At 68.5% G+C, this 12,809-nt stretch carries 16 protein-coding genes; 9 read left to right on the top strand and 7 right to left on the bottom strand.

Annotated elements, in window-relative coordinates; genetic code table 11:
• Window positions 1-28: 28 nt before the first annotated feature.
• On the bottom strand, window positions 29-721 hold the full coding sequence (locus tag HMPREF2716_RS15330) for a helix-turn-helix transcriptional regulator (protein WP_003082787.1): 693 nt from the start codon (window positions 719-721) through the stop codon (window positions 29-31).
• A 434-nt stretch (window positions 722-1,155) separates the two neighbouring features.
• On the opposite strand from HMPREF2716_RS15330, the gene HMPREF2716_RS29680 reads away from it, so the two are divergent.
• The 4 genes from HMPREF2716_RS29680 to HMPREF2716_RS15310 all read left to right on the top strand — a co-directional run bounded on the left by HMPREF2716_RS29680 (window position 1,156) and on the right by HMPREF2716_RS15310 (window position 4,192).
• Window positions 1,156-1,494 (top strand): hypothetical protein, encoded by a 339-nt coding sequence (locus tag HMPREF2716_RS29680; protein WP_021205228.1) that lies wholly within the window; start codon window positions 1,156-1,158, stop codon window positions 1,492-1,494.
• A 182-nt stretch (window positions 1,495-1,676) separates the two neighbouring features.
• A complete protein-coding gene (locus tag HMPREF2716_RS15320; protein ID WP_003082795.1) occupies window positions 1,677-2,027 on the top strand; it encodes a YciI family protein in 351 nt (116 codons plus the stop codon).
• Between the two features lie 174 nt (window positions 2,028-2,201).
• Window positions 2,202-2,951 (top strand): DUF899 domain-containing protein, encoded by a 750-nt coding sequence (locus HMPREF2716_RS15315; protein ID WP_003159886.1) that lies wholly within the window; start codon window positions 2,202-2,204, stop codon window positions 2,949-2,951.
• A gap of 17 nt (window positions 2,952-2,968) precedes the next feature.
• Window positions 2,969-4,192, top strand: coding sequence for an RNA polymerase sigma factor (locus HMPREF2716_RS15310; RefSeq protein ID WP_070621947.1), 1,224 nt, complete (start codon window positions 2,969-2,971; stop codon window positions 4,190-4,192).
• 7 nt (window positions 4,193-4,199) lie between these two features.
• Here the strand turns inward: HMPREF2716_RS15310 and HMPREF2716_RS15305 are convergent, their stop codons facing one another.
• From HMPREF2716_RS15305 to HMPREF2716_RS15295, 3 genes are all read right to left on the bottom strand, one after another.
• Window positions 4,200-5,411: an MFS transporter gene (locus HMPREF2716_RS15305; RefSeq protein ID WP_016253673.1), complete on the bottom strand. Its 1,212-nt coding sequence runs from the start codon at window positions 5,409-5,411 to the stop codon at window positions 4,200-4,202.
• A gap of 169 nt (window positions 5,412-5,580) precedes the next feature.
• Complete coding sequence (locus HMPREF2716_RS15300) at window positions 5,581-5,994, bottom strand: VOC family protein (RefSeq protein WP_003082839.1); 414 nt, start codon at window positions 5,992-5,994, stop codon at window positions 5,581-5,583.
• Between the two features lie 36 nt (window positions 5,995-6,030).
• Window positions 6,031-6,456 carry a YciI family protein gene (locus HMPREF2716_RS15295; RefSeq protein ID WP_003086910.1) on the bottom strand — a complete coding sequence of 142 codons (426 nt, stop codon included), beginning with the start codon at window positions 6,454-6,456 and terminating at the stop codon, window positions 6,031-6,033.
• A gap of 257 nt (window positions 6,457-6,713) precedes the next feature.
• Here HMPREF2716_RS15295 and HMPREF2716_RS15290 point away from each other — a divergent pair, with 257 nt between their 5' ends.
• The 3 genes from HMPREF2716_RS15290 to HMPREF2716_RS15280 all read left to right on the top strand — a co-directional run bounded on the left by HMPREF2716_RS15290 (window position 6,714) and on the right by HMPREF2716_RS15280 (window position 8,657).
• Entirely contained in the window at window positions 6,714-6,983 is a 270-nt protein-coding gene (locus HMPREF2716_RS15290) for a MoaD/ThiS family protein (RefSeq protein ID WP_003086912.1), read from the top strand.
• Between the two features lie 22 nt (window positions 6,984-7,005).
• Window positions 7,006-8,112, top strand: a complete 1,107-nt coding sequence (locus HMPREF2716_RS15285) for a WD40/YVTN/BNR-like repeat-containing protein (RefSeq protein WP_070621946.1) — start codon at window positions 7,006-7,008, stop codon at window positions 8,110-8,112.
• Between the two features lie 68 nt (window positions 8,113-8,180).
• Window positions 8,181-8,657 (top strand): YbaK/EbsC family protein, encoded by a 477-nt coding sequence (locus HMPREF2716_RS15280; protein ID WP_003086914.1) that lies wholly within the window; start codon window positions 8,181-8,183, stop codon window positions 8,655-8,657.
• Between the two features lie 15 nt (window positions 8,658-8,672).
• On the opposite strand, the gene HMPREF2716_RS15275 is transcribed toward HMPREF2716_RS15280, so the two are convergent.
• Complete coding sequence (locus HMPREF2716_RS15275) at window positions 8,673-9,071, bottom strand: VOC family protein (RefSeq protein ID WP_070621945.1); 399 nt, start codon at window positions 9,069-9,071, stop codon at window positions 8,673-8,675.
• Window positions 9,072-9,108: 37 nt separating this feature from the next.
• The gene (locus HMPREF2716_RS15270) at window positions 9,109-9,765 is read right to left on the bottom strand and encodes a helix-turn-helix domain-containing protein (protein ID WP_025270943.1); all 657 of its coding nucleotides are present in this window, start codon (window positions 9,763-9,765) and stop codon (window positions 9,109-9,111) included.
• Between HMPREF2716_RS15270 and rhtA the strand changes: the two genes are divergently transcribed.
• Window positions 9,764-10,657, top strand: coding sequence for a threonine/homoserine exporter RhtA (gene rhtA, locus HMPREF2716_RS15265; RefSeq protein WP_003086919.1), 894 nt, complete (start codon window positions 9,764-9,766; stop codon window positions 10,655-10,657). The two genes, HMPREF2716_RS15270 and rhtA, sit on opposite strands and share 2 nt — an antisense overlap.
• Here rhtA and pmpM read toward each other — a convergent pair.
• Complete coding sequence (pmpM, locus tag HMPREF2716_RS15260; RefSeq protein ID WP_034071510.1) at window positions 10,640-12,073, bottom strand: proton-coupled multidrug efflux MATE transporter PmpM; 1,434 nt, start codon at window positions 12,071-12,073, stop codon at window positions 10,640-10,642. The genes rhtA and pmpM overlap by 18 nt on opposite strands.
• Window positions 12,074-12,487: 414 nt before the next feature.
• Between pmpM and HMPREF2716_RS15255 the strand changes: the two genes are divergently transcribed.
• Window positions 12,488-12,809, top strand: a 322-nt coding sequence (locus HMPREF2716_RS15255) for a hypothetical protein (RefSeq protein WP_023122209.1), incomplete at its 3' end; no start/stop codon positions are given.

The following is a 12,809-nucleotide window of genomic DNA, read 5'->3' as shown; positions in this document are numbered from 1 at the left end:
GCACGCCGAAGGCTCTCGCGAGGCGCGACTAGTGATTGATGATGTACTTGGCGCTGGCGAAGGTCGGCGGGATATAGAAGTTCCACTTCTTTTGCCGGGCGAGTGCCTTGAAGGCGCCGATGCAACTGCAACCGACCTTCTGGAAGATGTTGCTCTTGTGAAACTTGACGGTACTCAGGGAGCGGCTGATCTGTTCGGCTATTTCTTTTTCCGAGAGACCGGAAAGCAGCAGGTAGATCACGTCCCATTCGCGCGAGGTGAACAACTCCGAGGGGGGCGTGAAGGTGAAGGTACCGATGCCGTCGGTGGCGATGAAGCCGCGCGGGGCGACCGAGGTCAGGGTCTTGGCATGGGCGATCACCCCGGTGCGGTTGCCGCGCCGGTCATACAGCGGCATGCGCTCGAAGTACAGGCAGCAGGGCGCCGGATGGTCGTCCGGCCTGAGCAGCGCCAGGGCCTCGATGCGCTTGCCGGTCTGGATGACCAGCTTGTCGTGCTCTTCGATGCTGGCACTGAAGGGGGACAGCAGGGAGTTCTTCTGGCCGAACCGCGGGGTGATCAGTTCGGTATAGCGACGATTGACATAGACGAAGTTGAGACAGTTGTCTTTCACACTCCAGGCCTCTTCGCTCTGCTCCCAGGAAATGATCAGTTCGATGGGAATGTGCACCGACATGTGGTGAGTCATGTCCAGCAGCTTTTCGATATCCAATAGCGTCATTGGCTACTCCACTCATTTACATGTGGGCGGGTCTTTGAATGGAAGAAAGATGGCGAGGCGAGTGCGTGCCGGGATGTTCGTTGGGACCTGCGGAAGTTTCTCTGGCAAGTGCTATCTTCTTTTCGGTGGCGTTCGACTCCTGCGTCTGCGAAGTGTTACCGGAGCAACTACGCCGGGGCGCAATTCGATTTCAGGTTATATCCGCGACCTCATGCCCAGGCTGTACTTTTGATCGAGTTTTTTTGCGCTGTTCTAATAGGGGGCGGGCGCGTTGTTCGAAAAGTCGATTGACAGCTGACGGAGGTGGCCAGGGTCCTATCGAACAATTCCAGGAGTTCCCTTTTTCCAATGCGCGATGCCACCGGTCCGTACTTCGCTCGCCGGGGCCGTTGCGCGGCTATGGTGGAAGTCCCGAGGCCTATCGAGGCTTTGTCATGTCGCGTGTGCTTTTCCTGCTCCTGGCCATGGTGCTCGCCGGCCTGGGCCAACCGACCCTCGCCGCGCCCCTGCCGGACGAGCTGCCGGCAGCGTTGCCCGCCGCGCCGCCGGTCGCGCCGTTGCCCATGGGCAGCGCGCCACAGCCGCAACCGGAGGCCGCCGAGCCGGACCTGCCGGGCAGCGACACGGCCAGCGCCGACGGGGAGGCGACGACCAAGGACGGCTTGAAGATCGGCAACGGCAGTCTCCGCCTGCGCCAGGACGATCCCGGGCCGACCCGGGAAAGCCCGCTGCGCGATCCCCGCCTGAATCCCTACGCACCGCGTCAGCCCTGACCGACGGCCCGCGCCCGGTGGTCGGGCGGGTCTAGGCTTGTGCTGCGGTCGGCGGCGTTCCACGGCGAGCGCCGACCGTTCGTCCGCGCCGCGGGCTTTTTTCCCCGCCACTGTCGAAAGGCGCCCTCGCCGGGCGACTACCGAACGAACGGATCGTCGATCCGCACCAGGAGCCCACCGCCATGAAATACCTCTGCCTGATCTATTTCGACGAAGCGAAGCTGGCCGCCGTGCCGGCCGAGGAGCTTGCCGCCATCGTCGACGAGTGCATGACCTACTCCGACCAGTTGGGCAAGGCCGGCCACTACATCGCCTCGCACGCCCTGCAGTCGGTGCAGACCGCCACCACCCTGCGCCACCAGGGCGGGCGGCTGGCGATGACCGACGGGCCGTTCGCCGAGACCAAGGAGCAACTCGGCGGCTTCTACCTGATCGAGGCGCGTGACCTCAACCAGGCCCTGCAGATCGCCGCGAAGATTCCGCCGGGACGGCTCGGCTGCGTCGAGGTGCGACCGGTCAAGGAATGGGAGTGAGGGCGCCCGGCGCCGGAGGTGAAGCATGTGCCCCCTGTGCATCGCATCCCTGTCCCTGGTGTGCGCCGGCGGCGCTTCGCTGGCCGGCTTCGCCCTGGCGACCGGGCGCCGGCGCCGCTGGCGGAACGACCCCGGGCAGGCTGGAAAACCGAGAATTTCCGTGGAGAATCGGCAATGAATCCTTCTTTGCAGGACCACCCGGTGAGCAACCGGGAACAATGGCTGGACGCCCGTCGCCGCCTGCTGGCGCGGGAAAAGCAACTCACCCGCCTGCGCGACCAGGTCGCCGCCGAACGACGCGAACTGCCCTGGGTCAGGGTGGACAAGGACTACCGCTTCCAGGGCGAGCGCGGTGAGCGTTCGCTGGCCGAGTTGTTCGGCGGCAATAGCCAGCTAATCGTCTACCACTTCATGTTCGCGCCGGGCTGGAGCGAAGGCTGCGTCGGCTGTTCGTTCCTCGCCGACCACATCGACGGCGCCAACCGGCACCTGGCGCACCACGACGTCAGCCTGGTGGCGGTATCGCGCGCGCCCCTGGAAGAGTTCCAGGCGTTCCGCCGGCGCATGGGCTGGCGTTTCGACTGGTACTCCTCGTACGGCAGCGATTTCAACCGTGACTTCGGGGTGTCCTTCGACAAGGCGCAACTGGCCGCCGGCAGCGTCGACTACAACTACCAGCCGACCCCCGACGCCGGCGAGGAAATGCCGGGTGCCAGCGTGTTCCTGCGCAATCCGGCGGGCGAGGTGTTCCACACCTATTCGGCCTATGCGCGCGGCCTCGACATCCTGCTCACCACCTACAACTTCCTCGACCTGACGCCCAGGGGGCGCAACGAGGACGCGATCATGGACTGGCTGCGTCACCACGACCGCTACGACGAGGCGCCGAAAAGCGCCTGCTGCCATGCGCAGGCCAGCCATTGAGGGAGCACGGCGAGCCGTTGCGCAGCCGCATCGAGGCGCTGTACCGCGAGGAGTCGCGGCGCGTGCTGGCGACCCTTATCCGCCTGCTCGGCGATTTCGAGCTGGCCGAGGAGGCCTTGCACGACGCCTTCATCGCCGCCGTCGAGCAGTGGCCGCGCGACGGTATCCCGCGCAACCCGCGCGCCTGGCTGGTTTCCGCTGGGCGCTTCAAGGCCATCGACAACCTGCGCCGGCGAGCGCGTTTCGACGCCTCGCAGCGACTGCTCGCCGAGCAACTGGAAGAGCAGGCCGAGGCGCCGGCGGAGGAGGGCGATGCGGTGGAAGACGACCGGCTACGCCTGATCTTCACCTGCTGCCACCCGGCGCTGACCCTCGAGGCACAGGTGGCGCTGACCCTGCGCGAGGTCTGCGACCTGCGCACCGAGGAGATCGCCCGCGCCTTCCTCGCCGCGCCCAGCGCCATCGCCCAACGCATCGTGCGGGCCAAGAACAAGATCCGCGAGGCCCGGATTCCCTACCAGGTACCGACCCTGGAGGAACTCCCCGAGCGGCTGGGCAACGTCCTGCAAGTGATCTACCTGGTGTTCAACGAGGGCTACTCGGCCTCCACCGGCGCCAGCCTGACCCGCGCCGATCTCAGCGGCGAGGCGATCCGCGTCGGCCGCCTGCTGGTCGAGCTGCTGCCCGACCCCGAGGCCCTCGGCCTGCTCGCCCTGATGTTGCTGCACGACTCGCGGCGCCAGGCGCGGATCTCGGCCAGCGGCGAACTGGTGCGGCTCGACGAGCAGGACCGCGCTCTGTGGGATCGTGGACTGATCGTCGAGGGGCTCGGCCTGGTCGAGCGGGCCCTGGCCAGCCGCCGCGTCGGGCCCTACACCCTGCAGGCGGCGATCGTTGCGGTGCATGCCCAGGCGCCGCGCGCCGAGGACACCGACTGGGCACGGATCGTCGCCCTCTACGACGCGCTGCTGTACCTGGCGCCGTCGCCGGTGGTCGAACTCAACCGCGCCGTGGCCTTGGCCATGCGCGATGGCGTCGAGGTCGGGCTGGCCGTGGTCGATGCGTTGCTGGCGCGAGGTGAACTGGCCGATTACCACCTGGCGCACTCGGCGCGTGCCGACTTCTGCCGCCGTCTCGGTCGCCGCCGCGAGGCCCGCGAGGCCTACCGCGCGGCGCTGGCCCTGGCGCGCCAGGAGCCGGAGCGGCGCTTCATCGAGCAGCGCCTGCGCGAACTCGATTGAAGCCGGCTCAGGCGCCGTTGGCGCAGGCCGTACGCGCTTCGCCGCCAACGCCACGGGTGAACCACCAGAACGCCAGGGCCGCCAGGCTGATCGCCGCGCCGAGCAGGCTCACCGCGTCCCAGCCGGCCCAGGCGTACATGGCGGTGCCGGCGCTGGCGCCGAGGCCGCTGCCGGCGGCGTAGAACAGCATGTAGCAACCCACCAGGCGGCTGTGGGCGCGCGGGTCGATGGCGAAGACCAGGCTCTGGTTGAGCACATGGATCGCCTGGCCGGCGAGATCGAGCAGCAGCACGCCGAGAATCAGCGCCGCCAGCGAATGCGCGCCGAGGGCGAGCGGCAGCCAGGACAGCAGCAACAGCAGCAGGGCGCCGCCGCTGAGCGCCTGGGCGTGGCCGCGATCGGCCAGGCTGCCGGCCCGCGCCGCGCCCAGCGCGCCGAGCGCGCCGACCAGGCCGAAGGCGCCGATGGCGCTGTGCGACAGCGAATGCGGCGGCGCGCCGAGCAGCAATACCAGGCTGCTCCAGAACACCCCGAAGGCGGCGAACATCAACAGCCCGAGCAGGCCGCGCACCTGCAGCACGCGCTGGCTCGCCAGCAGGCCGAACATCGAGCCGAGCAGTTGCCGGTAGGTCAGCCCCAGTTCGTTGCTCGGCGCCGCCGGCAGTACCCGCCAGAGCAGCAGGCCGAGCCCGCCCATGCTCGCTGCCGAGACCAGGTAGACGCTGCGCCAGCCGCCGAGGTCGGCGAGCAGCCCGGCCAGGCTGCGTGCCAGCAGCAGGCCGATCACCACGCCGCCCTGCGCCGCGCCGACCACCCGCCCGCGCTCGCCAGGCGCCGCCAGCGCCGCGGCGTAGGCCAGCAGTCCCTGGGTCATGGCGGTGCCGAGCAGGCCCAGTCCGAGCAGCCCCAGCGCCAGGCCGAGGGTATCGCCGGCGAAGCCCACCAGCAGCAGCGACAGCACCAGCAGCAGGAGCTGGACGAACATCAGCCGGCGCCGCTCCAGCAGGTCGCCCAGCGGCACCACCAGCAGCAGCGCCAGGGCGCAACCGGCCTGGGTCGCGCCGAACAGCAGGCCGACCCCGGCCTGGCCGATGGCGAACTCGGCACCGAGGACGTCCAGCAGCGGCTGGGCGTAATAGACGTTGGCCACGCTGAGACCGCAGGCGACGGCGAACAGCAGCACCAGCGCGGAGGGGAGGGAGGATGGCGAGGATGGCATGCGAAGCGCTCCGTAAGGTTTCAATATGAAACTAAAGCGGAGGCTAGGAATTTTGGTTTTAAAATGCAACCTATATTATCGCAGCAGTGCGTCTATCGATCGCGACTCGCGCACAGTGGAACGCGGGCCCGCCGCTGATTCACCTGGCGGCGGGCCCGCGTAGCGGACGCTACCGGTCCTGCTCGCAGTTGACCATCCAGGCCACGCCGAAGCGGTCGGTGAACATGCCGAAGCTCGCCGCCCAGAAGGTCGGGCCCAGCGGCATCTGGACCGAGCCGCCCTCGGCGAGGGCGTTGAACAGGCGCTCGGCCTCGGCCTTGCTGTCGACGTTGAGGCTGATGGAACAGCCCTTGATGCCTTCGTAGGGATAGGCCGGGTGATTGTCCGAGGCCATCAGGGCGAAGCTGCCGACCACCAGCCGTGCGTGCATGATCTTGTCCTTCCAGTCGGCCGGGATGTCGCCGCACTCGGGGCTGTCGCCGAACGGCAGCATGGCCTCCAGGGTGCCGCCCAGGTGCTGGTGGTAGCAGCTGAAGGCCTCCCGGCAATTACCGTTGAAGATCAGGTAGGGGACGATTTGCATGGCGCTTTCCTCGTTCCTGGCGGAGTGCGGGGCGGTTCAGTTGCGTTTTTCCAGCTCGGCGCGCAGGCGCTCCTCGCGCTCGCGCAGTTCCGGGGTGAACTCCTCGCCGAAGTCCTCGGCCTCGAAGACCTGGCGGATCTCGATCTCGGATTCGCCGTCGAATGGGTTCGGGCATCGCTTGACCCACTCGATGGCCTCTTCCAGGGAGGCCACCTGGAACATCCAGAAACCGGCGATCAGCTCGCGGGTCTCGGCGAAGGGGCCGTCGATCACCGTCCGCGCGTTGCCGGAGAAACGCACCCGGGCGCCCTTGGCGCTGGGCTGTAGCCCTTCGCCGGCGAGCATCACCCCGGCCTTGACCAGTTCCTCGTTGTAGCGGCCCATCGCCGCGAGCAGTTCCTCGCTGGGCATCTCGCCGGCTTCGGAAGCCTGGGTGGCCTTGACGATCACCATGAATCTCATCTGCGTTCTCCTTGTTGTTCTGCGCAATGACGGCCCGTTCTGGCCCGCCTCCCGAACTGGTCGAACGGCAGGCCGGCGGATCGACAGGCGACGGCGGTTTTTTCGCTGGCCGGGGCAGTATAGGAGGCCCGCGCCGAGCGGCCGGGATGGCCGACGAGCGTCGCTGCGGAGTGTGCCGACCGCTGGGCGGGCCGCGCCAGCCGTGGCCTGCAGGGCTTCTACACTGTTCCGGCAGAGCCATTTTCGCGAGCCTCGGCATGCCCCGTATCGTCTTCGCCCCGGCCATCCAGCGGCACGTCGCCATGCCCGCGCTGGACGTCGGCGCCGCCACCGTCGCCGCCGCCTTGCAGGCGGCCTTCGCCCGCGAGCCGCGCTTGCGCGGCTACCTGCTCGACGACCAGGGCAGCCTGCGCCGGCATGTGGCGCTGTTCGTCGATGGCGTGCAGGTCCGCGATCGCCGGGGATTGGGCGATCCGCTCCAAGACGATAGCGAGATCTACGTGGTGCAGGCGCTGAGCGGCGGTTGACCATGACAGAGGAGGACATCCGGTGAGCGAGCGACTCTATGTCGGCACCCGCAAGGGCCTGTTCGAGCTGCAGCGCAACGCGGCGGGCCAGTGGCTGCCGATGGCCAGCCACTTCCTCGGCGAGCCGTTGAGCATGCTCCTCGCCGACCCGCGCGACGGCGCGCTCTACGCGGCGCTGAACCTCGGCCATTTCGGCGTCAAGCTGTGGCGTCGCGACGCCGGCGCGACGGACTGGATGGAATGCGCGGTGCCGGTCTATCCGCCGCAGCCGCCAGCGGCCGAACCGCTGGAAGGCCAGGCGGCGGAGCCACCCTGGTCGCTACAGCAGTTGTGGATCCTCGAGCCAGGCGGCGCCGACCGGCCCGGCACGCTGTGGGCCGGGACCATCCCCGGCGGCCTGTTCCGCTCCGACGACCGTGGCGCCAGCTGGCGCCTCAACCGCGAACTCTGGGAACGACCCGAGCGCGCCCAGTGGTTCGGCGGCGGCTACGACCATCCCGGCATCCATTCCATCTGCGTCGACCCACGCGACAGTCGCCACCTCACCGTCGCGGTGTCTTGCGGCGGCGTCTGGCAGAGCCACGACGACGGCCGCAGCTGGACCTGCACCACCAGAGGCATGCGCGCCGACTACATGCCGCCGGAGCAGAGCGAGGAGGCGGCGATCCAGGACCCGCACCGCCTGGTGCAGTGCCAGGCGCGCCCGGAGTTCCTCTGGGTGCAGCACCACAACGGCATCTTCCGTTCCCGCGACGGCGGCCTGCATTGGCAGGGCGTGGTCGCCGAGCCGTCCAGCTTCGGCTTCGCCGTCGCCGTGCATCCGCGGCAGCCGGACACGGCCTGGTTCGTCCCGGCGACCAAGGACGAATGCCGCATTCCCAGGGACGCCCGTTTCGTGGTCACCCGCACCCGCGACGGTGGCCACAGCTTCGAGACCCTCGAGCGCGGCCTGCCCGATGGCCCGGCCTACGACCTGGTCTACCGCCACGGCCTGGACATCGACCCCAGCGGCGAGCGCCTGGCCATGGGCTCGACCACCGGCGGCCTGTGGCTCAGCGAGAACGGCGGGGAGGACTGGCAGCAGCTCTCCGCCAACCTGCCGCCGATCTACTGCGTGCGCTTCGCCTGAGCGCGCGGCGCTGGACAGCCTCGGCGCGCTTGCATAAGTTCGTGGGTTTTCGCCAAGGAGCCCACCCCATGAGCCTCGAATCCGTCCGGCGGTTCTTCGCCGAGAAAGCCCCGGACCTGCGCATCATCGAGCTGGAAACCAGCACCGCCACCGTCGCCCTGGCCGCCGAGGCCCATGGCGTGGAGCCGGGGCGGATCGCCAAGACCCTGTCGCTGCGGGTCGGCGAGCGCACCGTACTGGTAGTGGCGCGCGGCGACGCGCGGCTGGACAACCGCAAGATCAAGGCCGCCTTCGGCGGCAAGGCGAAGATGCTCGGCGCCGAGGACGTGGTCGAGCTGACCGGGCACCCGGTCGGCGGAGTCTGCCCGTTCGGCCTGGCGACGCCGCTGGCGGTGTACTGCGACGTCTCGCTGCAAGCCTTCGACGAAGTGCTTCCGGCCGCCGGGGCGGTGCACAGCGCGGTCCGCATCGCCCCGCAACGGATGGCCGAGCTGGTGGATGCGCAGTGGGTCGATGTGTGCCAGGAAGTCCTCCAGGAAGCCTGACGGCAACTGCCGGGCTCAGGCCAGATCGAGCTGCCAGGACACCCCGAAGCGGTCGGCCAGCCAGGCGAAACGCTGGCTGAAGCCGTAGTCGCCGAGCGGCATCAGGGCCTTGCCGCCGTCGCTCAGGGCCTCGGCCAGGCGCTCGATCTGCGCGTTGCTCTCGCAGTCGACGAAGAAGGAGAACGCCGGGGTGAAATCGAAGGCGTGCCGCACATGGCTGTCGATGCAATGCACGCTCTGGTCGCCGAGGCGGAACAGCGCCTTCAGCACCGAGCCCTCCGGGCCCGGCCCCTCGGCGCCGTAGCGCTGGATCTGGAGGATCTCGGCGTCGTCGAACAGTGACAGGTAGAAGTTCATGGCCGCCTCGGCCTGGACCCCCTGGAACATCAGGAAGGGTCGTACGCGTGCGCTCATCGCGGTCTCCTCTGGAAGGCTGGCTCGAGGCTAGAGCCTAGCTCACCACGTTGCGGGTGAAACGCACCACCTCGTCGCCGTCGCCGTCGTTGACGTAGGCGTACGGCTGGTCGCTGGCGAAGGCATGGAAGTCGCCGGTCTCGATGCGCCGTTCGCCGTCGGCCAGTTCCAGGCGCAGGCGACCTTCGATGACCAGAACCATCTCCCGCCAGCCGGCGGCGTCGGGTTCCGATACGTAGCGCTCGCCCGGTCCCAGCGACCAGGCCCAGAGTTCCACCTCGCGCCGCGCCGGTGCGCTGGCGAGGAGGGTGGCGCGGCTCTCGGGGTGGTGGCCGACCCAGGCCACCGCATTGATCCGCGAGCGGTCGGTGGCCGGTGCCTGGACCAGGTCGGGGAACAGCACGCCGAGGGCGGCGGCGATACGGTCGAGGGTCGACAGGCTGACATTGACGTCGCCGCTCTCGATGCCCACCAGCATCCGCCGGCTGACACTGGCCGCGCGGGCCAGCGCTTCCTGGCTGAGGCCGGCTTGCAGGCGCAGGCGGCGGACGTTGCCGGAGACATGTTCGAGGACGCTGGGGCGTTCGGTAGGGTTGGGCAATATATTGCTCACTGTCGCGGTTTTGCGCATTATAGTGCACATCCCGTTTCCCGCAGTCCATCGGGCTGCTTCCCACTGCCGGACCTCTTCCATGACCTCCACCTCCCGCGGCCTCGCCGGAACGCTGTTGCCGGTCGGCCTGCTATTGATCGCCATGGCCTCGATCCAGAGCGGCGCCTCCCTGGCGAAAAGCATGTTCCCCCTGGTCGGCGCCCAGGGCACCACGGCCCTAAGGCTGTTCTTCGCCGCGCTGATCCTGCTGCTGCTCCTGCGTCCCTGGCGCAAGCGCCTGAGCCTGCAATCGCTGCGCTCGGTGGTGGTCTACGGCATCGCCCTGGGCGGCATGAACCTGCTGTTCTATCTCTCGGTGCGCACCGTGCCGCTGGGCATCGCGGTGGCCCTGGAGTTCACCGGGCCGCTGCTGGTGGCGATCCTCTCCTCGCGGCGCCTGCTGGACTTCCTCTGGATCGGCCTGGCGGTGTTCGGCATCTGGCTGTTGCTGCCGCTGGGCAACAGCGCCGAGCCGCTCGACCTGGTCGGCGCCGCCTATGCCCTCGGTGCCGGCGTGTGCTGGGCGCTGTACATCCTCTTCGGCCAGCGCGCCGGCGCCGACCATGGCGCCCAGGGCGCCGCGCTGGGGGTGCTGGTGGCGGCGATCCTGGTTGTGCCGATCGGCGTCGCCCACGCCGGCGCCGACCTCCTCGACCCGGCGCTGATCCCGTTGGCGCTGGGCGTCGCGGTGCTCTCCACGGCCTTGCCCTACACCCTGGAAATGGTCGCGCTGACCCGCCTGCCGGCGCGCACCTTCGGCACCCTGATGAGCATCGAGCCGGCCTTCGGCGCGCTCTCCGGGCTGCTGTTCCTCGGCGAGCGGCTGAGCCCGACCCAATGGCTGGCCATCGGCGCGATCATCCTCGCCTCGGTCGGCACTACCCTCAGCGTCAAGTCGCGTGGCGCCGCCCCGGCGCTACCGGCCAAGGACTGAGGCGGCCGCCGCGTCCTCCCGCTGCAGGCGCTCGTGCTGGCGGATGAAGCGCCGCGCGCTGCGCGCCAGGCGGATGCAGAGCATGATCGCCGCGCCGGTCAGGCCCACCACCAGGCCTTGCCACAGGCCGCGCGGTCCGGTGGGTTCCTGGAACCAGTCGGTGAGGCCGAGGCTGTAGCCCACCGGCAGGCCGATGCCCCAGTAGGCGAACAGGGTCATGATCATCGTCACCCGGGTGTCCTGGTAGCCGCGCAGGGCCCCGGCGGCGGTGACCTGCAGGGCGTCGGAGAACTGGAACAGCGCGGAGAACACGATCAGCGAGGCGGCGATGGCGATCACCGCCGGGTCCGGCGAATACATCGCGGCGATCTGCTCGCGCAGCAACAGCATCAGGCTCGCCGAGACGCAGGCGTAGCCCAGCGCCGCGGCCATCCCCACGCCGGCGGCGAAGCGCGCGTCGCGCGGCAGGCCGGCGCCGAGGTTGTGGCCGACCCGCACGGTCACCGCCATCCCCAGCGAATAGGGAATCATGAACACCAGCGCGCTGAAGTTCAGGGCGATCTGGTGGCCGGCCACCACGTTCTCGTCGAGCCCGCCGATCAGCAGGGCGATCACCGAGAAGATGCTCGACTCGGCGAACACCGCGATGCCGATCGGCAGGCCGACCGCCACCAGCGGGCCGATGGTCGCGCGATCCGGCCACTCCCAGCGCGAGAACAACTGGCTGGCGCGGTAGATCGAGGCCTTGTTCACCCAGAACAGCATGCCGAGGAACATGAACCACATCACCGAGCCGGTGGCCCAGCCGCAGCCGGGGCCACCCATCTTCGGCATGCCGAAGTGGCCGTAGATCAGCGCGTAGTTGATCGGGATGTTCAGCAGCAGCCCGCCGATCCCCAGCACCATGCTCGGCCGGGTCCGTCCCAGGCCGTTGGTGTAGCAGCGCAGTACGTGGTACAGCGCCGCCGCCGGGAAGCCCAGGGCGATGCCCTTGAGGTACAGCAGGCTCGGCCCGATCAGTTCCGGGCGCACTTTCATCAAGCCGAGGATCAGCTCCGACAACCACCACAGCACCGCCCCCGACAGCGGTCCGATCAGCAGCGCCAGCCACAGCGCCTGGCGCACCAGCGGCCCGGTGCCGGGCTGGTCGCCGGCGCCATGGCGCTGGGCGACCTTGGCCGTGGTGGCGAGCAGGGTGCCGGTCATCAGCAGGAACATCGGGATCCAGATCGAGTTGCCCAGCGCCACCGCTGCCAGGTCGTGCGGACTGGCGCGCCCGGCCATCACCGCATCGACGAAGCCCATGGCGGTGGTCGCCAGTTGCGCGATCATGATCGGCGCGGCGAGGGTCAGCAGTTCCTTGAGTTCGGCGCGGATGCGCAAGCCACGGGAAAGGGGCAGGGCGGGGCTGTTCACGGCAGTCCTTGTCTGGGCAGGGGAACCGCGTAGTTTACGGGTTGACGGGGTGGTCAGGAAGGGTCAGCAGGGTCGTGCCGGTTGCCCAGCCCCCCACCGCGCTACGCGCAGACAAACGACCCCGCGCTGCCCGCTTGAGGCTCGACCCCGTAGGGCGAATAACCGCCTGGCGGTTATCCGCCGGATACCCGTGACAGCGGCGGATGACATGCCCTGGAAACGCCGGACATCTCCCCCAGACTTTTCCGCAGCCTCTCTCAGACGCCCAGGAATTGGATAAAAAACCAGTAGGAGGAAGATGGAGGGGTCGCCAAGTCCATCTGTTTTCTTGGGGGCAGAAAAGACGCGGGCCGCAGGTGCAGGAACACCTACGACCCGCTAACCAGAGACCAGCTTAACGATAGGAGCTGACCCATGGCTAAGGTCGATGATACGTCGAATCCCGCAATAACCGCACAGTCCCCTTCCACCTTCATCCCCCTGCGACGCACCTCGCAATGCAACCAGCACCCCGGTTGCGCCACCCTCTACCTGGACAGCAGCGCAGCCAGCGAAGACCTGTTCGACACCGCCCGCCGCCGGCTGGAGTCGGCGATCGGAACGCTGAGCGTCCTCGACCTGCTCGACGAAACCGAAGAGCCCGGTGAAAGCATCTGCCGCATCACCGGTTCCCTGCTGTCGTTGCTCAGCGACGCCCTGTCACTGTTCGAGGCGGAATACGCACGCAGACACCGAT

The organism is Pseudomonas sp. HMSC076A11, from assembly GCF_001810205.1.
In the GTDB taxonomy this organism is placed as follows: Bacteria; Pseudomonadota; Gammaproteobacteria; order Pseudomonadales; family Pseudomonadaceae; genus Pseudomonas; species Pseudomonas aeruginosa.
The sequence above is the reverse complement of the archived record's forward strand: the minus strand, read 5'-3'. Positions and strand labels throughout refer to the sequence as shown.